Annotated in this window: 18 protein-coding genes and 1 pseudogene; all 19 read left to right on the top strand. The window is 41.2% G+C overall.

Annotated elements, in window-relative coordinates:
- The first annotated feature begins 15 nt into the window (after positions 1-15).
- Complete coding sequence (locus ACRWQL_RS04215; protein WP_434928731.1) at positions 16-183, top strand: hypothetical protein; 168 nt, start codon at positions 16-18, stop codon at positions 181-183.
- A 207-nt stretch (positions 184-390) separates the two neighbouring features.
- Complete coding sequence (locus ACRWQL_RS04210) at positions 391-1,821, top strand: sigma-54 dependent transcriptional regulator (protein WP_434952511.1); 1,431 nt, start codon at positions 391-393, stop codon at positions 1,819-1,821.
- Positions 1,822-1,949: 128 nt separating this feature from the next.
- Positions 1,950-3,128 carry a sensor histidine kinase gene (locus ACRWQL_RS04205; RefSeq protein WP_434952509.1) on the top strand — a complete coding sequence of 393 codons (1,179 nt, stop codon included), beginning with the start codon at positions 1,950-1,952 and terminating at the stop codon, positions 3,126-3,128.
- The gene (locus ACRWQL_RS04200) at positions 3,121-4,467 is read left to right on the top strand and encodes a sigma-54-dependent transcriptional regulator (protein ID WP_434928734.1); all 1,347 of its coding nucleotides are present in this window, start codon (positions 3,121-3,123) and stop codon (positions 4,465-4,467) included. The genes ACRWQL_RS04205 and ACRWQL_RS04200 overlap by 8 nt, the downstream gene beginning before the upstream one ends.
- 173 nt (positions 4,468-4,640) lie before the next feature.
- On the top strand, positions 4,641-4,994 hold the full coding sequence (fliE, locus tag ACRWQL_RS04195; protein WP_434952507.1) for a flagellar hook-basal body complex protein FliE: 354 nt from the start codon (positions 4,641-4,643) through the stop codon (positions 4,992-4,994).
- Between the two features lie 64 nt (positions 4,995-5,058).
- Positions 5,059-6,738 (top strand): flagellar basal-body MS-ring/collar protein FliF, encoded by a 1,680-nt coding sequence (gene fliF, locus ACRWQL_RS04190; protein WP_434953331.1) that lies wholly within the window; start codon positions 5,059-5,061, stop codon positions 6,736-6,738.
- Positions 6,731-7,783, top strand: a complete 1,053-nt coding sequence (gene fliG / locus ACRWQL_RS04185; protein WP_434928735.1) for a flagellar motor switch protein FliG — start codon at positions 6,731-6,733, stop codon at positions 7,781-7,783. The genes fliF and fliG overlap by 8 nt, the downstream gene beginning before the upstream one ends.
- A 103-nt stretch (positions 7,784-7,886) precedes the next feature.
- Positions 7,887-9,053: a flagellar assembly protein FliH gene (fliH, locus tag ACRWQL_RS04180; protein WP_434952505.1), complete on the top strand. Its 1,167-nt coding sequence runs from the start codon at positions 7,887-7,889 to the stop codon at positions 9,051-9,053.
- Positions 9,022-10,362 (top strand): flagellar protein export ATPase FliI, encoded by a 1,341-nt coding sequence (gene fliI / locus ACRWQL_RS04175; protein ID WP_434928737.1) that lies wholly within the window; start codon positions 9,022-9,024, stop codon positions 10,360-10,362. Before fliH ends, fliI begins: the two co-directional genes overlap by 32 nt.
- A 75-nt stretch (positions 10,363-10,437) precedes the next feature.
- Positions 10,438-10,884: a flagellar export protein FliJ gene (gene fliJ, locus ACRWQL_RS04170; RefSeq protein ID WP_434952503.1), complete on the top strand. Its 447-nt coding sequence runs from the start codon at positions 10,438-10,440 to the stop codon at positions 10,882-10,884.
- Positions 10,885-11,078: 194 nt separating this feature from the next.
- Complete coding sequence (locus ACRWQL_RS04165; protein WP_434952501.1) at positions 11,079-12,743, top strand: flagellar hook-length control protein FliK; 1,665 nt, start codon at positions 11,079-11,081, stop codon at positions 12,741-12,743.
- 116 nt (positions 12,744-12,859) lie between these two features.
- Complete coding sequence (gene fliL / locus ACRWQL_RS04160; protein ID WP_434952499.1) at positions 12,860-13,384, top strand: flagellar basal body-associated protein FliL; 525 nt, start codon at positions 12,860-12,862, stop codon at positions 13,382-13,384.
- Between the two features lie 28 nt (positions 13,385-13,412).
- Positions 13,413-14,441, top strand: coding sequence for a flagellar motor switch protein FliM (fliM, locus tag ACRWQL_RS04155; protein ID WP_226410452.1), 1,029 nt, complete (start codon positions 13,413-13,415; stop codon positions 14,439-14,441).
- A gap of 10 nt (positions 14,442-14,451) precedes the next feature.
- Positions 14,452-14,835, top strand: coding sequence for a flagellar motor switch protein FliN (gene fliN, locus ACRWQL_RS04150; protein WP_226410451.1), 384 nt, complete (start codon positions 14,452-14,454; stop codon positions 14,833-14,835).
- A gap of 126 nt (positions 14,836-14,961) precedes the next feature.
- The gene (gene fliO / locus ACRWQL_RS04145) at positions 14,962-15,363 is read left to right on the top strand and encodes a flagellar biosynthetic protein FliO (protein ID WP_434952497.1); all 402 of its coding nucleotides are present in this window, start codon (positions 14,962-14,964) and stop codon (positions 15,361-15,363) included.
- Positions 15,356-16,114, top strand: coding sequence for a flagellar type III secretion system pore protein FliP (gene fliP / locus ACRWQL_RS04140; protein ID WP_434952495.1), 759 nt, complete (start codon positions 15,356-15,358; stop codon positions 16,112-16,114). The genes fliO and fliP overlap by 8 nt, the downstream gene beginning before the upstream one ends.
- Positions 16,115-16,122: 8 nt before the next feature.
- Entirely contained in the window at positions 16,123-16,392 is a 270-nt protein-coding gene (fliQ, locus tag ACRWQL_RS04135; RefSeq protein ID WP_226410449.1) for a flagellar biosynthesis protein FliQ, read from the top strand.
- Between the two features lie 4 nt (positions 16,393-16,396).
- Positions 16,397-17,199, top strand: a pseudogene (gene fliR, locus ACRWQL_RS04130) (flagellar biosynthetic protein FliR).
- A gap of 11 nt (positions 17,200-17,210) precedes the next feature.
- Entirely contained in the window at positions 17,211-18,344 is a 1,134-nt protein-coding gene (gene flhB / locus ACRWQL_RS04125; RefSeq protein ID WP_434952493.1) for a flagellar biosynthesis protein FlhB, read from the top strand.
- The last annotated feature ends 66 nt before the right edge of the window (positions 18,345-18,410 follow it).

Raw genomic sequence — 18,410 nt, 5'->3', positions numbered from 1 at the left:
TTATTCAGGTATGCTGTGACAGATTTCAACGCCATTGAGCAAATCTCAATGGCGTTTTTTTATATTTTTTTAAAAAATACATTGTATTGCATGAATTATCAGCAATTGTGCACTAATATGAGTTTAGATAATGATTTAGCCGTTGAAGCACTTGCTTCTGGTTCGGGGTTAATTCATATTTAGTACTGTAAATGAAAAATTAACCCCATAAGCGAAACAATTAGTCCTCTAAACGAGAAAATCATCTTCGGATAGACATTTTATGGTTATAATTAATGTTTTGTTTAACATTTGTCACTTACTGTGACCATTTTGTCCTTTGGTTTTATTATTAAACGCGTAATAATGACTCAGGATTTTTTATACTTATAATAAGCTTTGGCCCTCTGAATGATGCAAATTGAACAACGAATTTTAATTGTCGGTACCCTCTCTGAGCGTGTAACTCGCCTGTGCTGCATTTTTGAATTCTTAGGTGAGCAATGTGACATTTTAGCCGTTGACGCTTTGTTGCCTTTGATAGAAGAATCAAGATACCGCGCCATTGTTATAGACTCCGATGCGGTAGGGCTCGACAGTGTTAAAAATATTGCAGCAATAGCGCCCTGGCAGCCCCTATTACTTTTGGGCAATACCGCTATTGAGGCGTCCAGTATTCTTGGTGTAATAGAAGAACCGATTAATTATCCGCAATTAACCGAATTACTGCATTTTTGTCAGGTGTTCGGTCAAGCTAAAAAAGAGCAAGCTCCTACCAGTGGTAATCAAACTAAATTATTTCGCAGTCTTGTTGGCCGCAGTCAGGGTATAGCTAATGTGCGACACTTAATTAGCCAAGTCGCAGGGTCTGATGCCACGGTTTTAGTGCTTGGCCAATCTGGTACAGGTAAAGAAGTGGTTGCCCGTAATATTCATTACATATCAGAACGTCGTGACGGACCGTTTATACCGGTTAACTGCGGTGCGATACCGCCAGAGTTGTTAGAAAGTGAGTTGTTTGGCCATGAGAAAGGCTCGTTTACCGGGGCAATATCATCCCGTAAAGGTCGTTTTGAGTTAGCCGAAGGTGGCACGCTATTTCTTGATGAAATTGGCGATATGCCACTGCAAATGCAAGTGAAACTATTGCGTGTTCTGCAAGAACGAGTATTTGAACGTGTTGGCGGCAGTAAAACAATCAAAACGGATGTGCGTGTCGTCGCGGCAACGCATCGTGATTTAGAAACTATGATTTCAGAGAATGAATTCCGTGAGGATTTATATTATCGCCTGAACGTTTTTCCAATTGAAATGCCTGCATTGTCTGAACGTCGTGATGATGTGCCATTGTTATTGCAAGAATTGGTTAGTCGAGTCTTTAATGAAGGCCGAGGTAAAGTGAGGTTTACCCAGCGTGCTATTGAGTCATTAAAAGAGCACACTTGGTCTGGAAACGTTCGCGAATTGTCTAATTTAGTCGAGCGATTGACTATCTTATTTCCTGGTGGATTAGTTGATGTAAACGATTTACCTAATAAATATCGCTATATTGATGTACCAGAATACTGTGTTGAGATAAGTGAGGAGCAATTAGAGCGTGATGCATTAGCGTCTATTTTTAATGATGATGAGCCCATTGAACTCCCTGACACACGCTTTCCAACAGAGTTACCGCCAGAAGGCGTCAACCTTAAAGATTTATTGGCAGAGCTTGAAATAGATATGATCCGTCAGGCGTTAGAATTACAGGATAATGTGGTTGCTAGAGCCGCTGAAATGTTGGGCATTCGTCGCACTACCTTGGTAGAAAAAATGCGAAAATACGGTATGGGTAAAGAATAGTAACCTTTATACACTGTGTATATTAACTGATAAAGCATACCCCCAAAGGTATGCTTTATTTTTTTGTTCATATTTTGGCATACTAAATGCAATAACCCGTTAAATGTCGTTCTTTTGACGGAGTCACTATGCTAATTGCACACGCTGTAACCCAGCAAAAATCAACAGATTTTCAGCAAACTCAATATTCGCTGCAACAATCTGCTGTAGCTTCTTTGCGAGTGGACACCTCAGCAGAATACCTTCATGACAGTAAATTGACCCGAAGTCAGTTTGCCCATGTGAAAGAGGCTGCCAATATGTCAAATCAAATGGCGCATATTCTTCAGGCGCTACCGTCTGGTGTCGTTATTATTAACGGTGATGGTGTGGTCACACTCGCTAATCCTATGGCGGCAGAGCTGCTCGGCCGACCGCTTCAGGGGTTACGTTGGTTTGATATTATTAATCGCGCTTTTTCACCCCAAGATGATGATGGCCACGAAGTGTCATTGAAAAATGGACGTCGAGTTAAGTTGGCTATTACGCCATTAACCCCAGAACCCGGTCAGTTGATTGTATTAACTGATCTAACTGAAACGCGTTTACTACAAAAAAACTTATCCCATTTACAGCGTTTATCGGCGCTTGGCAAAATGGTAGCAACTTTAGCTCATCAAATTCGTACGCCACTATCAGCCGCACTACTTTACGCCTCAAATTTAGGTAACACTAAACTAGCAGAGCCTTCTAGAACTCGCTTTCAATCAAAACTGGTTGATCGTTTAAATGAGTTAGAGCGTCAAGTAAACGATATGCTTTTGATGGCCAAAGGACGTCAAGATGCGAAAGCGGATAACGTAGCAGTATCTGATATTATTAATATTGTTATGGCTAATTGTGAAGTGATTGCCAACAAAAAATCCTGTGAGATATTCCAGCAATGCTCAACTGATGCCAGTTTATATGCTAATCGCGATGCGTTAAGTTCTGCGGTGAATAATTTAGTGATGAATAGTATCGAGGCCGGTGCAACCAAAATTAAAATTTGCGCCACGGAAGCTGAAGGTAGTGTCATTATTGATGTGATTGATAATGGTAAAGGACTAGACCCTCAAATGCAGCAACAAGTGCTCGAGCCTTTTTTTACCACTAAAGCACAGGGGACTGGGTTAGGGTTAGCTGTTGTGCAATCCGTGGTGCGTAACCATGGTGGTAACATTCAATTATCATGTAAACCGCAAATGGGTTGTCAGGTGCGATTAAGTTTTCCGATGTCTAAAGATTCGGAATTGAACAGTCAGTCGCAGGAGGGTAATCATGTCTGAAGCAAAACTATTACTCGTTGAAGATGATGCTGATTTACGTGAAGCATTACTTGATACATTATTGTTGGCGCATTATGAATGTGTTGATGTTAGCTGTGCAGAAGATGCGATTATAGCGTTAAAAGCACAACATTTTGACTTAGTCATCAGCGATGTCCAAATGGAAGGTATTGGTGGTTTAGGTCTGCTGACCTATTTGCAGCAAGCTCAGCCTAAACTACCGCTATTGTTGATGACAGCTTATGCCACTATTGATAGTGCGGTTAGTGCCATTAAGTTGGGAGCTGTAGACTATCTAGCTAAACCTTTTGCGCCTGAAGTTTTGCTTAATCAGGTATCAAGATATTTGCCGCAGAAGCAAAATACTAACCAACCTATTGTTGCCGATGAAAAAAGTCTCGCATTGTTAGGGTTAGCCCAACGTGTTGCGATATCAGATGCTTCAGTGATGATTTTAGGTCCCAGCGGTTCTGGTAAAGAAGTGCTAGCGCGCTATATTCATCATCATAGCAGTCGTAAAGATGCGCCTTTTATTGCCATCAATTGTGCTGCTATCCCTGAAAATATGCTGGAAGCGACCCTATTTGGGTATGAGAAGGGGGCGTTTACAGGTGCATATCAAGCATGTCCAGGAAAATTTGAGCAGGCCCAAGGTGGCACTTTGCTGCTCGATGAAATCTCTGAAATGGAGCTGGGGTTGCAAGCAAAGCTGTTGCGTGTTTTACAAGAGCGCGAAGTGGAACGATTAGGTGGTCGTAAAACGATTAAACTTGATGTGCGTGTATTAGCTACATCAAATCGTGATTTAAAAGCCATTATCAGTTCAGGCGAATTTAGAGAAGATCTATATTATCGGATCAATGTATTTCCATTAACTTGGCCAGCACTTTATCAGCGTCCTGCCGATATTTTACCGTTAGCCAGACATTTGCTGGTTAAACATGCTAAAGCATTTAATATTACACCCGTTCCTACTCTAGGAGAGGTAGCCACCAGACGGTTATTAGCCCATCGTTGGCCTGGTAATGTTCGTGAGTTGGATAATGTGATTCAAAGGGCGCTTATTTTAAGTAATGGTGGCGAAATAAGCGGGCAAGATATTATTATTGATTCGGCAGATGTGGCTTTACACACAGATATTGACAGTATCGAAAAGCCTGCTGAAGTTGAAGGTCTTGGCGGTGAGTTGCAAGCGCAAGAGCATGTGATTATTCTTGAAACCCTAAATCAATGTCATGGTAGTCGAAAACTTGTCGCTGAAAAACTAGGTATAAGTGCACGCACGCTGCGTTATAAAATGGCTAAAATGCGTGATGCGGGAATTCAATTGCCCGCATAATCACTAATTTGTTTGTTTAATGAACACCCTGAACTTATTTTTCATCATTTCCTACCAAAGCTACGCTTTCACGCGTAGCTTTTTACTTTACGTATAATGCTGGCACTAAAATTGCTTTATCCCTATTAAGACAGTTTAATATCGTCAAATATTCGACGAATGGGAGTTTCAGCATGCAGATCAACGCCAATCCATTACTTCAAGAAATGCAGTCACTTCGTGGTGAAATTGCACCTTCCGGTCGTTCGAATATGGGGTCGGGTATTAGCCCTAACCTAATCCAGCAAGTGAATAACACCTCAGGTTCAGACTTTGGCCAGTTGTTATCCCAAGCTGTCGGTCATGTGAGTGGTTTACAGAAATCATCTTCAAGTTTAGCGACTCGTCTTGATATGGGGGATTCAACTGTGACCTTATCTGACACCGTCATTGCGCGCGAAAAATCAGGCGTAGCATTTGAAGCGAGTGTGCAAGTCAGAAATAAACTGGTAGAAGCTTATAAAGAAATCATGAGTATGCCGGTATAACTTGCATCACAAAGACGTTATTAAAGCAGTATAAAAGTAGGGGCATATTGTGAGCACAGACATAATGGTAGGTTCAGATGCGGCAGTTGATGCCGGTATTCAGCAAGAGAATAAGTCTGGCTTGTTGAGCAATGTGGGCGGGGCAGACATGATGCGTCAAATCACTATGATTTTGGCGTTAGCAGTGTGTTTAGCCCTAGCTGTTTTTATTATGATGTGGGCACAGGAGCCTGAGTATCGTCCATTGGGTAAAATGGAAACAGCTGAAATGATCCAGGTACTGGATGTACTTGATAAAAATAATATTAAATACCAAATCAGTGTTGATGTTGTGAAGGTTCCTGAAGATCAATACCAAGACGTTAAACTGCTGTTAAGTCGTGCAGGGGTCGAAAGTAGTACCAAAAATGATGACTACTTAAGCCAGGATAGTGGCTTTGGGGTGAGTCAGCGTATGGAGCAAGCGCGATTAAAGCACAGCCAAGAGTTAAATCTTGCCCGTGCTATTGAAGAATTAAAAAGTATTAGCCGTGCCAAAGTTATTCTTGCACTGCCTAAAGAGAATGTTTTTGCCCGTAACGCATCTAAGCCAAGTGCTACAGTTGTAGTCAATGTGCGTCGAGGCGGCCTAGGCCAAGAAGAAGTCGACGCTATTGTTGATATCGTAGGCTCCGCGGTACAAGGTCTTGAACCTTCGCGCGTGACAGTAACCGATTCTAATGGACGCTTATTAAATTCGGGCAGTCAAGATGGGGTATCAGCACGTGCCCGTCGTGAACTTGAGTTAGTGCAACAAAAAGAAGCAGAATACCGTAAAAAGATAGATTCAATTCTTATGCCTATTCTTGGTCCTGAAAACTACACCTCTCAGGTTGATGTCAGTATGGACTTTACTGCGATAGAGCAAACCTCAAAACGCTATGATCCTGATTTACCTGCATTGAGCAGTGAGATGACTATTGAAAGTAAATCATCTGGTGGAAGTGTAGGCGGAATACCTGGTGCATTAACCAATCAACCTCCCATGGAGTCTGATATTCCTACTGAAGCTGGGGGCGGTGGGTCAGCATCATCAAAATCATCGGATACTCATCGAGAAGCTACCCGTAACTTTGACTATGACACGACAATTAGTCATACCCGCCAGCAAGTAGGGCAAGTTCGTCGGGTGAGTGTGTCTGTGGCAATCGACTTTAAACCAGGAGAGGCGGGTGAAGATGGCCAAGTTAGCCGGGTTGCGCGTACGGAACAAGAGTTAACTAACATTCGTCGGTTGCTGGAAGGTGCAGTAGGCTTTAGTAGCCAACGTGGTGATGCGCTTGAAGTGGTAACTGTGCCGTTTATGGATCAGTTATTAGAAGAACTCCCCGCGCCAGATATGTGGGAAGAACCTTGGTTTTGGCGTGCAATTAAACTGGTGCTAGGTGCATTAGTGGTCTTAGTTCTTATTCTTACGGTAGTGCGCCCTATGCTTAAGCGCCTTGTTAACCCTGATGGTGTTAATATGCCGGATGATGTTCGTTTGGGGCATGAACTTGCTGAAATTGAAGATCAATATGCTGCAGATACGCTAGGTATGCTAAATACCAAAGATGCTGAATACAGCTATGCTGATGATGGTTCAATTCTTATTCCGAATTTACATAAAGATGATGATATGATTAAGGCGATTAGGGCACTGGTTGCAAATGAGCCGGAATTATCCACTCAAGTAATTAAAAATTGGTTACAAGACAATGGCTGATAATAAAACAGATAAAAAAGAAAAAGCTGAGAAAGTCGGTTTTGATTCTGATTCTTTAAGTGGAATTGAAAAAACGGCGATTCTATTGCTGAGTTTAAGCGAAGCCGATGCAGCGTCAATTTTAAAGCACCTTGAGCCTAAACAGGTCCAGAAAGTGGGTATGGCAATGGCGGCGATGGATGATTTTGGTCAAGAAAAAGTCATTGGTGTGCATAAGCTTTTTTTAGATGAAATTCAGAAGTTCTCTTCAATTGGTTTTAACAGTGCTGAATTCGTGCGTAAGGCACTAACAGCTGCGTTAGGTGAAGATAAAGCTGGTAATTTGATTGAACAGATTATCATGGGCAGTGGTGCTAAAGGCCTAGATTCGCTTAAATGGATGGATGCACGCCAAGTGGCGACCATTATTCAAAATGAGCATCCGCAGATCCAAACCATTGTTTTATCCTATTTAGAACCGGATCAAGCGGCTGAAATTTTTAGCCAGTTCCCCGAAAATACTCGCCTTGATTTAATGATGCGTATTGCTAACCTTGAAGAAGTACAGCCGGCTGCATTACAAGAGTTAAACGATATTATGGAGAAACAGTTTGCTGGCCAAGGCGGTGCGCAAGCAGCGAAAATGGGCGGTTTAAAAGCTGCGGCCAATATCATGAACTACTTAGATACGGGTGTCGAAAGTCAGATTATGGAAACCATGCGTGAATCTGATGAAGAAATGGCACAACAAATTCAAGATATGATGTTTGTGTTTGAAAATCTTATTGATGTTGATGACCGTGGTATTCAAGCATTACTGCGTGACGTACAACAAGATGTACTAATGAAAGCGCTCAAAGGTGCTGATGATGCATTGAAAGAGAAAATATTAGGTAACATGTCTAAGCGTGCTGCAGAGTTACTGCGCGATGATCTTGAGGCTATGGGACCAATTCGTATCAGTGAAGTTGAAGTGGCGCAAAAAGAAATTTTATCGATTGCCAGACGTTTATCTGATAGTGGCGAGATTATGCTTGGCGGTGGCGGCGGTGAAGAGTTCTTGTAAGGAGCACTTCAGCCCATGACGAATGGCAATTGAACTTTCGAAGCGACATCTATCTCGAAAATCAACATGTCACAGCAGGAATGTATATAACATTGGCTAAACTATGACTGACTCAAAAATATCCAAGAAAGTGTTAAATGTTGAGGATGAACATGAGTTCAGCCATTGGCAGCTGCCGGATGTCACCGAAGATATTTCAGCTAAACCCTCAAACCTATACGGTAAAAAAGAAGGTGCATATCAGTCTTCTGTTGCCGTGGTTGATAAAGTCGTGTCTATGCCGACTATGGCTCAAATTGAAGAGATTCGAGCAGATGCAGAAAGCGAAGGATTTGAGCAAGGCAAACAAGAGGGGCTTAAACAGGGGCTTGAACAAGGTCGACTAGATGGATTAGCCCAAGGCCATGAAGAAGGTTTTACTCAGGGGCAAGAGCAGGGTTATGAAGCTGGAATGGTTAAAGCCAATCAACTAGCAGAGCAATTATCCTCATTAATCAATCAGTTTCAACAGCCTTTAGCTATTTTGGATGCTGAAGTTGAGTCAGAAGTGTTAGCAATGACATTGGCGTTAGCCAAAGCCGTTGTACAACAAGAACTGAAAATGCATCCAGAGCATATTGCAGCCACTATTCGTCAAGGCGTAGATGCTCTGCCAATAAAAGAGCAACGCGTAAAATTAAGATTGCATCCTGATGATGTTGCTTTAGTGATATCTTTATACGGTGAATCACAATTAACCCAAAATGATTGGCATCTAGAAAGTGACCCAAGTTTATCGGTAGGTGATGTATTTATTGATAGTACACGTTCAAATGTTGACTTACGTTTATCACAACGTATTTTACAGGTATTTGGCAGCCTTGATGAACAATCAGCTCAGTTAGCTCGTCAAGTTCAGCTGGCAAAACATGAAGATAGCGTTTATACCACAACACAAGTTGATACCGACCTATCATCTGTTGATGTTAGTTCTACCCACGACAACAATCATGATAAAAATCATAATGATGATTCAAGTGACGAACATTCGACTGTATCTGAGCCTGACGCCACAGCGTCATTAATCGACAATGTGCCAGAGTCAATTTCTGAAACACCAACTGATGCAGTTGGTTCAGCACAAGCGGCTATAGATAAAGAGCAATCAGACTCACAATCACAATCTCTTGAAGCAGAAGCAATTGACATAGCTTCATCTAAACACGCTGATACGCAAATTACTGAGCAAGGTGAAGTTGATGAAAGACCGCCAACATCAGTTACTGAATAAACTTAAAACCCATCATCTTAAGGTTGCTCCTGTACGCCCTATTGCTAGCGGCCAGTTAGTGCGTGTTGTAGGGTTAACGCTAGAAGCGACTGGGTGTCGCGCACCTGTGGGCAGTTTGTGTTCAATTGAAACTATGGCGGGAGAGCTAACGGCAGAAGTGGTTGGGTTTGATGATAAATTATTATATTTAATGCCTGTTGAAGAGCTTCGGGGGGTATTACCTGGCGCAAAAGTGCAGCCTTTAGGTGAGCAAGAAGGCTTAAAAGTAGGCTTAAGTTTATTAGGGCGCGTATTAGATGGCAGCGGTCAGCCCCTTGATGGGCTGGGCCCATTAACCACAAGTGAACAGGCTTCTCGTCATCCTCCTTATATCAATCCCTTATCTCGACGTGCAATTACCGAGCCTTTAGATGTTGGGGTTCGTGCTATTAATGCCATGTTAACAGTGGGTAAGGGTCAGCGAATGGGCTTATTTGCTGGTTCTGGTGTGGGTAAGAGTGTTTTATTAGGCATGATGACCCGTGGTTCAAATGCCGATGTTATTGTCGTTGGGCTCGTTGGCGAGCGTGGCCGAGAAGTTAAAGAGTTTATAGAAGAGATATTAGGTGATGAAGGACGTGCCCGTTCAGTTGTTGTAGCAGCACCTGCCGATACCTCTCCATTAATGCGCTTGAGGGCATGCGAAACATCGACTCGTATAGCAGAATATTTTCGAGACTTAGGCTATAACGTATTGTTATTAATGGATAGTTTAACCCGTTATGCTCAAGCTCAACGTGAGGTGGCTTTAGCGATTGGTGAGCCGCCCGCAACAAAAGGTTATCCACCTTCCGTGTTTGCTAAGTTGCCTAGATTAGTTGAACGTGCGGGTAATGGTGGCCCAGGTCAGGGGTCTATCACGGCTTTTTATACTGTCTTAACCGAGGGGGATGATTTGCAAGACCCTATTGCTGATGCATCGCGGGCTATTTTAGATGGCCACGTGGTGTTATCGCGTCGGCTTGCTGATTCAGGCCATTATCCGGCTATTGATATTGAACAATCCATTAGCCGTGTAGCGCCTATGGTGATCAGTGATGAACACTTAGAGGCAATGCGTCGCGTTAAACAAATGTACTCTCTTTATCAACAGAATCGAGATTTAATTTCTATTGGGGCATATTCTCAAGGGAGTGATCCGCGGATTGATAATGCGATTAGGTTACAACCTGCAATGAATGCCTTTTTACGTCAGGGTTATAAAGAAGCCATTAGTTTTGACAGTAGCGCTATTATGATGACGCAAATAGCGGGTCAATGTCAGAATTAATTCAAAGCAATATTTATTTTACTGTTGATTTATCAGTTGTGTTGATTTATTTGGTGTGTTGATAAGAGGTAACCTATGGCAAGTGATCCGTTATTTACCGTTCTCAAACTAGCGACCGAAGCTGAAAGCCAAGCCGCCATGCAGCTTAAGTCGGCGCAATTTGAAAAACAGAAACGGCAAGGTCAGTTAGATGCGCTAAATAACTACCGTCTCGATTACATGAAGCAAATGAAAAGCCAACAAGGGCAAAGTATTAGCGCCAATCAATATCATCAATTTCATCAATTTATTAAACAGGTCGATAGTGCTATTACTCAACAAGTAACAGCTGTTCAAGATGCTGAATACCAGATAAGTTATCGTCAAACTCATTGGCTTGAAAAACAACAAAAACGTAAAGCCATTGAAATGTTGTTAGCCAACAAAGCAGAAAAAGCACAAATTGCAGAAACTAAGCGCGAGCAAAAAATGTCTGATGAGTTTGCAATGCAGCAATATATTCGCCAGCGCTTAAATAAGTAGCTTTCTTTATAAGACGATAATCAAATTGCAACTATTATGTTGGCACTTATATTGCTTAATATCTACTACGTAATAATTAATCGTCATTGAAGTGGCGTTGTGACATTTTGTTTAGCGTGTTATTAGGCGGTAGATTAAATACACAAAAGATGATTGATTATCTTCTTTTAGATTGAGTTTGTGGAGCATATATAATGCAACAGATGGGTAATATTCTCTTAACTGGTACGAGTAAGTCTACAGGCTCACAGGCTAAAGATGCTATGCAAGTGTCTGAAAGTAAATCATTTATAGATGAATTTAATCAAGCAAGTCAAATGTCTTCTTTTCAATCGGCTAAACTTGTTAATACGAGTAAACAGTCTGAGCAATCTGCAATCACCACTATTGATGTTGATTTATCAGAGCCTCTAGAGGGAGCTGATATTGAGCTTATTTTCGCTCAATTAGACATGGCGCAGTCATTTGATAAGTCAAAAGGTGACGGACAAATATTGCCGATATTTGAGGTTAAGGGTGAAAGTAATGTTACAGATGATGGCAGTCTTGATGCTATAACGCAGGCTTTATCCAACATTGATGGCATTGATGGCATTGATGGCATTGATGGCATTGATGGCATTGATGGTGAAAGTGACTTTGACATTTTAGATAATCAAGTCGCCAGTAATGACATAGAGCTATTAGAAAATAGCTTGTTTAGTAATATGATTCAATTGCCGGTTGAAGGTGAGTCTAATGACGAATTTTTGGCATCATTGTCGGATTCAGAAAAAGAATCATTGAGCGATTTTTCAACTTTATCAGCAGAGCAGTTAATTGCGCTGAGCCATGATGATTTAGTTAACCTTGTAGCTGACTTTAATTTACAAGCTCCGGTACTTGATGAATCTATTTTAGACTTAGCAGCTAAAAATTTAGAGGTTAAATTAGATCCTATTGCTGCTAATTCACTTAATGATGTCTCTCCAGCGATTACAGAGTCTTCTCCAATTGCGCCCCTTCAAGCTCCAATGTCTGCTATGGCTAGTACCAATATGGCTAACAATATCATTCAAGACAGTGATGCGACTAAATTAGCGAATGACTCTTTGGGTCAAAAAAATAATGCTTTATTTAGCTCGGTGGACACTCAAGATAGTGGCAATATTTTGGGCGATGAAGCTCCTAGTCCAGCTAACGTCATTGAGCCAATGGCTGTGGCGCAGGTTGACTCAAAAACGCCAGCTTCTGCTGAGTCGCTTAAAACAGCTTCTGTTGCAGCGTTAACCAATATAGATAGCGAATTAGCCAAATCAGCTCGTATTGACGTTTTTGGTGCTCCGGATGAAGAGATTGATGTAAAGGCGATGCAAAATCAAAGTAGTTTTACTCCTATTCATAAAAGTGAAGTACCGCAGTTTCAATTATCTTTAAAGCAGCAGGGTGAATCTCAAGTTCAAATGCAGGAGATGATCCAACGTTTTTCACCGGTAATGAAGCAACAATTGATCACTATGGTTAGTAATGGCATTCAACAGGCGGAAATTCGCCTTGATCCACCTGAGTTAGGTCACTTGACGGTTAAAATTCAGATAAATGGCGATCAAACTCAAGTACAGTTTCATGTTACGCAGTCACAAACTCGTGAATTGATTGAGCAAGCAATCCCTAGATTAAGAGACATGTTAGCGCAAGAAGGATTACAACTTACCGACAGCCAGGTTTCTCAAGGTGGCGGAGGACGGGATGGACAACCGCAAGACTCATCGGAACGCTATGCTGAACAGCAAGATATGGATGAAAATTCCGCGTTAGAGCATTCAATGTTTCAAAATCATCCAGAGAGTTTGCAATCAGGTATAGATTATTACGCTTAAGTCGGTAATCTATAGCATAATTATTATCTTAAAGGTTCATAAGCTAACTAAGCGGTTTATGTTACCCTTATTAGATATTCGCATAGTTGATACGCATAATTTGTTTAGGGATCTCCATGGCTGAAGAGTTAGAGCTTAATGAAGCAAGCAGTGAACCAAAAAAATCCAAAAAATTAATCCTTTTCGGTGGAATAGGGCTAGTTGCAGCACTATTAATTGGGGGAGGAGCATGGTTTTTTCTAGGCTCTGACGAGCCTGCTGCAGCAGCTCAAAGTGATGATGTTGGTGCGGTTACCGAATCCTCTTCTCAAGCACCAACTAATGAAGCAAATTATGTCGGTATGCCAAGACCATTTTTGTTCAATTTGCCTGGGGTCGATAGATCTCGTTTAGTTGAAATTAAAGTGCAATTAATGGTGCGTGGCGCTGATGATGAAACTGCAGTTAGAAAGCACATTCCCTTAATTGAAGATGCTTTACTAACCACTTTTAGCGGTGCAGATGTTCAAAAGTTAAGTACACAAGCGGGTAAAGACGAAGTACGTCAATTGGCGTTATTAAGTGTACAAAATACCTTGCAACCTGTTACTGGAAAGCCTCTTGTTGAGAAAGTGCTATTTACTGGTTTTGTGATGCAATAATCCAGATGGATAGAGTTAAGGTGAACATGTGAGTGATTTATTAAGTCAAGACGAGATTGACGCACTATTACATGGTGTTGATGATGTTGATGAGGATGATGGTGATATAGGTGGCGAAGATGCGCGATCTTATGACTTCTCTTCTCAAGATCGTATCGTTCGTGGCCGAATGCCGACACTGGAAATTGTCAATGAACGATTTGCTCGTCATCTACGGATCAGCATGTTTAATATGATGCGCAGAGCGGCAGAAGTGTCTATCAACGGTGTGCAAATGTTAAAGTTTGGCGAATACGTGCATACGTTATTTGTGCCAACTAGCCTAAATATGGTGCGTTTCAGCCCTTTAAAGGGAACTGCGCTAATTACTATGGAAGCGCGCTTAGTCTTTATACTGGTAGATAACTTTTTTGGTGGTGATGGTCGCTTTCATGCAAAAATTGAAGGCCGTGAATTTACGCCGACAGAGCGAAGAATTATTCAGTTATTATTAAAAATTATTTTTGAAGATTATAAAGACGCTTGGGCACCTGTGATGGATGTAGAGTTCGAATATTTGGACTCTGAAGTTAACCCCGCAATGGCTAACATTGTTAGTCCGACAGAAGTGGTAGTGATCAACTCTTTCCATATTGAAGTGGACGGCGGTGGTGGTGATTTCCACATCACGCTGCCTTATTCGATGATAGAGCCTATACGTGAATTACTTGATGCAGGTGTGCAAAGTGATAAACAAGATACCGACATGCGTTGGTCTCAGGCATTACGTGATGAAATTATGGACGTGAAGGTTGGTTTTGACGCCAATATTATTGAACACGAAGTGACGCTTCGTGATGTTATGGGGTTTAAAGCGGGTGATATTATCCCGATAGATTTACCTGAACATATTATGATGCGTATCGAAGATTTACCCACTTACCGATGTAAATTGGGGCGTTCACGCGATAACTTAGCGTTAAAAATTAGTGAAAAAATTCCGCGACCTGAAACAGTAAAGTCTGAGTTGCAATTGGTAACACGCAAAGGTAAGTCGCGTGATATTTCAGAATTATAAGGTGATGTAAATGAGCACAGAAGATACCGGCGATGATTGGGCAGCTGCAATGGCTGAGCAAGCAATTGAAGAAGCTGAACAAATTGAGCTTGATGAATTAGTTGATGATTCAAAGCCGATTTCTAAAGAAGATGCCGCTAAGTTGGATTCTATTTTAGATATTCCGGTAACTATCTCAATGGAAGTTGGGCGCAGTTTTATCAGCATTCGTAATTTACTTCAACTAAACCAAGGTTCAGTTGTCGAGTTAGATAGGGTGGCTGGTGAACCATTAGATGTGATGGTCAACGGTACCTTAATTGCCCACGGTGAAGTGGTTGTGGTCAATGATAAGTTTGGTATCCGACTGACAGATGTTATTAGCCAAACTGAGCGTATTAAAAAACTAAAATAGTATTAATAATATGTATTTAGTTTATTTTTTATAGTCCTTTTTATATTGCTCTTTAATCATCAATGGTCACTTAAGTGCTGATATTTTTATTAATCACTTAAGTGACATATGGCTCAAGGATTAACCGTGTCATACCTAACTGTTGCTTTATCCAATGCCATTACAACAGCACAAGTGTTACCCGTGGCTGATGTAACGACATCGGTAAATAACACCTCTACAGTCTCTACCTTAGCAAATATGCTTGGTGGTCTTATTGTTGTAGTTGCGCTTATTATATTACTCGCCTATATCGTTAAAAAGCTCAATCTTGTTCCGAGTCAAAATGGGATTATAAAGACGATTGCGATGACACCTGTAGGTCAAAAAGAGAAGTTGATGGTGGTTGAAATTAATCAACAGCAATACTTACTCGGCGTGACATCCCAGCAAATTAATTTAATCGATAAACTTGCAAGCCCCGTTGAAGCCTCTACTCATTCATTTGCCCAAAACCTACAACATGCTAAGGAAAGACATCATGAGTAAAGTGTTTCAAGCAATACTCTGGTTCTCGGTGTTGGCTGCGACAGTTTGGTCTTCAGGTACAATCGCACAAGATGGGGTGTTGCCAGCGCTAACCGTAACCACAGGTGCCGATGGCGCGACAGAATATTCGGTTACCATGCAAATATTATTGCTGATGACCGCCATGAGCTTTATTCCTGCTATGGTGATAATGCTAACTTCATTTACCCGCATTATTGTTGTGTTATCTATTCTTCGACAAGCATTAGGCTTGCAACAAACTCCATCAAACCAGGTGTTAATTGGCCTCAGTTTGTTTATGACATTTTTTATCATGGCACCCGTTTTTGATAAAATTTATGCCGAAGCGGTAGAACCCTATATGAATGAATCGATGACACTTTCCCAAGCATATGATGTTGGCAAAGAACCAATTAAAAGTTTTATGCTGTCACAGGTAAGAACCACGGATTTAAAAACGTTCATTGAAATTTCAGGCTACAAAGACATTCAATCTCCTGAACAAGCCCCAATGGTTGTCATTGTGCCAGCCTTTATCACCAGTGAGTTAAAGACGGCTTTTCAAATTGGCTTTATGTTATTTGTGCCATTTTTAGTATTAGATTTAGTGGTCGCCAGTATCTTGATGGCAATGGGTATGATGATGTTGTCACCCATGATTGTGTCACTCCCCTTCAAGATTATGCTATTTGTGCTGGTTGATGGCTGGAGTCTCGTCATGGGTACCCTAGCTAATAGCTTTGGCATTTAGGAGAAGACATGTCTCCCGAGTCCTTAATTGATGTTTTTCGTGAAGCACTATCAATAATTGTATTGATTGTATCAGCGATTATTTTGCCCGGTTTAGCAATTGGTCTAGTGGTTGCTGTGTTTCAAGCCGCAACATCGATTAATGAGCAAACATTGAGTTTTCTACCTAGATTATTGGTGACTTTATTTGCATTGATGTTTCTAGGACACTGGCTTATACAGACTATGATGGATTTTTTCTTCGAGATGATTAACCTTATCCCTGTAGTGATTGGGTAGGCCGATGGAAATATTGTTTGATGAAATCAGTCAGACAATTGCCATGTACCTATGGCCGCTATTTCGCATATCAGCCATGTTGATGACCATGACTGTCTTTGGCGCCAATACAACGCCCTCCCGCGTTAGATTACTTTTCTCAATGGCTTTTACGTTTGCCATTGTGCCTGTACTCCCCCTGTTGAAAATGTAGAGCTATTTGCACTCAGCTCAGTGTTTATTACTTTACAACAGCTTTTAATTGGTACTGCAATGGGCTTTGTGAGTGTGATGATGATGCAAACATTCGTGCTGACAGGGCATATTATTGGTATGCAAACCAGCTTGGGTTTTGCATCAATGGTTGATCCGGGCTCTGGTGAGCAAACCCCTGTGGTGGGTAATATATTCTTGCTTCTTGCGACGTTAATATTTTTAGCCGTTGATGGTCACTTACTGATGTTTAGAATGATTGTCGCCAGTTTTGAAACTATTCCAGTATCGGCAGAAGGTATTAATATTACCACCTATAAAAATCTTGCTGAATGGGGATCTTATATGTTCGGCGCGGCACTAACTATGTCTATCTCAGCCATTGTTGCGTTATTATTGATCAATTTATCTTTTGGTGTAATGACCCGTGCATCACCACAGCTGAACATCTTTTCAATAGGTTTTCCAGTCACCATGGTTAGCGGATTAGTGATATTGTGGCTAACATTAGGTCCTATCATGGCACATTTTGATGAAGTATGGTTAGCAGCCCAATTATTGATGTGTGATATTTTACAACTGCAATGCCAAATTGATGGTGATGTGGCTTTTTAAGGACACAGTAAATGTCAGAAGCTGACAGCGGTCAAGAGCGCACAGAAGAGCCCACCAGTAAGCGTCTTGAACAGGCGCGTGAAAAAGGCCAGGTTGCCAGATCTAAAGAGTTAGGCACTGCTGCGGTATTACTTGCTGCATCGGTTGGCTTTGCTATGACTGGGCCAGCTATCGCCAAAAGTTTGTATACCATAATGAAACAAATTTTTACCATGGAGCGAGATCAAATCTTTGATACTAATTCGATGTATCGAATTTGGGGCGTGGTGGGCAATGAGCTCGCATGGCCTTTGGTGAGTTTTATTGCTTTGCTCGCTTTGGTATCCTTTTTGGGCAATATTGTTTTAGGTGGCTTGTCTTTTTCTGTAAAAGCTTTTATGCCCAAGGGCAGTAAAATGAGTCCCGTCAGTGGATTTAAGCGAATGTTTGGAACGCAGGCGTTAGTTGAGTTAACTAAGGGTATAGCCAAATTTTCGGTAGTAGCCATTGCAGCTTATTTTTTACTAAAGGTCTATTTTTACGATATTCTAATGCTGTCTAGCGATCATTTACCTGGCAATGTTTACCATGCTTTAGATTTATTAGTTTGGATGTTTATTCTCTTATGTTCCTCGATGTTAATCATTGTGATTATTGATGTACCGTTTCAAATTTGGAATCACAATAAACAACTTAAAATGACCAAACAAGAAATTAAAGACGAGTATAAAGATTCTGAAGGCCAACCTGAAGTGAAAGGTCGTGTCAGACAACTGCAACGAGAAATGGCGCAAAGAAGGATGATGGCCGAAGTGCCCAATGCTGATGTTATTGTGGTCAACCCTGAACATTATGCTGTTGCGGTTAAATATGATGTTGCACGCTCCTCCGCACCATTTTTAATTGCTAAAGGAGTTGACGATGTTGCATTTAAGATTCGTGAAATCGCTCGTGAGCATAACGTTGCGATTGTGTCTGCGCCACCATTAGCAAGGGCTATTTATCATACAACAAAAGTAGATCAACAAGTGCCAGAAGGCTTATTTACCGCTGTTGCTCAAGTACTTGCATACGTCTTTCAGTTAAAACAATACCAAAAAGGTAAAGGGCGTCGTCCAATACCAGTCCCGTTAAAGCAACCCATTCCGGATGAACTAAAGCATTAATAACATTCTTAGATTGTTTTTTAATCGTACTACATAGATGCTGTTATCAAATTGACATTGAATTTT

Origin of the sequence: Shewanella sp. HL-SH4 (genome assembly GCF_051164845.1) — a bacterium.
GTDB lineage: Bacteria > Pseudomonadota > Gammaproteobacteria > Enterobacterales > Shewanellaceae > Shewanella > Shewanella glacialimarina.
This window is presented reverse-complemented; position numbering and strand designations above follow the sequence as displayed.

Bases quoted from the DNA above. Each gene is read 5' to 3' on its own strand.
- ACRWQL_RS04210 (WP_434952511.1), top strand. From the start codon at position 391: ATGATGCAAATTGAACAACGAATTTTAATTGTCGGTACCCTCTCTGAG.
- ACRWQL_RS04205 (WP_434952509.1), top strand. From the start codon at position 1,950: ATGCTAATTGCACACGCTGTAACCCAGCAAAAATCAACAGATTTTCAG.
- ACRWQL_RS04200 (WP_434928734.1), top strand. From the start codon at position 3,121: ATGTCTGAAGCAAAACTATTACTCGTTGAAGATGATGCTGATTTACGT.
- fliE (WP_434952507.1), top strand. From the start codon at position 4,641: ATGCAGATCAACGCCAATCCATTACTTCAAGAAATGCAGTCACTTCGT.
- fliF (WP_434953331.1), top strand. From the start codon at position 5,059: ATGGTAGGTTCAGATGCGGCAGTTGATGCCGGTATTCAGCAAGAGAAT.
- fliG (WP_434928735.1), top strand. From the start codon at position 6,731: ATGGCTGATAATAAAACAGATAAAAAAGAAAAAGCTGAGAAAGTCGGT.
- fliH (WP_434952505.1), top strand. From the start codon at position 7,887: ATGACTGACTCAAAAATATCCAAGAAAGTGTTAAATGTTGAGGATGAA.
- fliI (WP_434928737.1), top strand. From the start codon at position 9,022: ATGAAAGACCGCCAACATCAGTTACTGAATAAACTTAAAACCCATCAT.
- fliJ (WP_434952503.1), top strand. From the start codon at position 10,438: ATGGCAAGTGATCCGTTATTTACCGTTCTCAAACTAGCGACCGAAGCT.
- ACRWQL_RS04165 (WP_434952501.1), top strand. From the start codon at position 11,079: ATGCAACAGATGGGTAATATTCTCTTAACTGGTACGAGTAAGTCTACA.
- fliL (WP_434952499.1), top strand. From the start codon at position 12,860: ATGGCTGAAGAGTTAGAGCTTAATGAAGCAAGCAGTGAACCAAAAAAA.
- fliN (WP_226410451.1), top strand. From the start codon at position 14,452: ATGAGCACAGAAGATACCGGCGATGATTGGGCAGCTGCAATGGCTGAG.
- fliP (WP_434952495.1), top strand. From the start codon at position 15,356: ATGAGTAAAGTGTTTCAAGCAATACTCTGGTTCTCGGTGTTGGCTGCG.
- fliQ (WP_226410449.1), top strand. From the start codon at position 16,123: ATGTCTCCCGAGTCCTTAATTGATGTTTTTCGTGAAGCACTATCAATA.
- flhB (WP_434952493.1), top strand. From the start codon at position 17,211: ATGTCAGAAGCTGACAGCGGTCAAGAGCGCACAGAAGAGCCCACCAGT.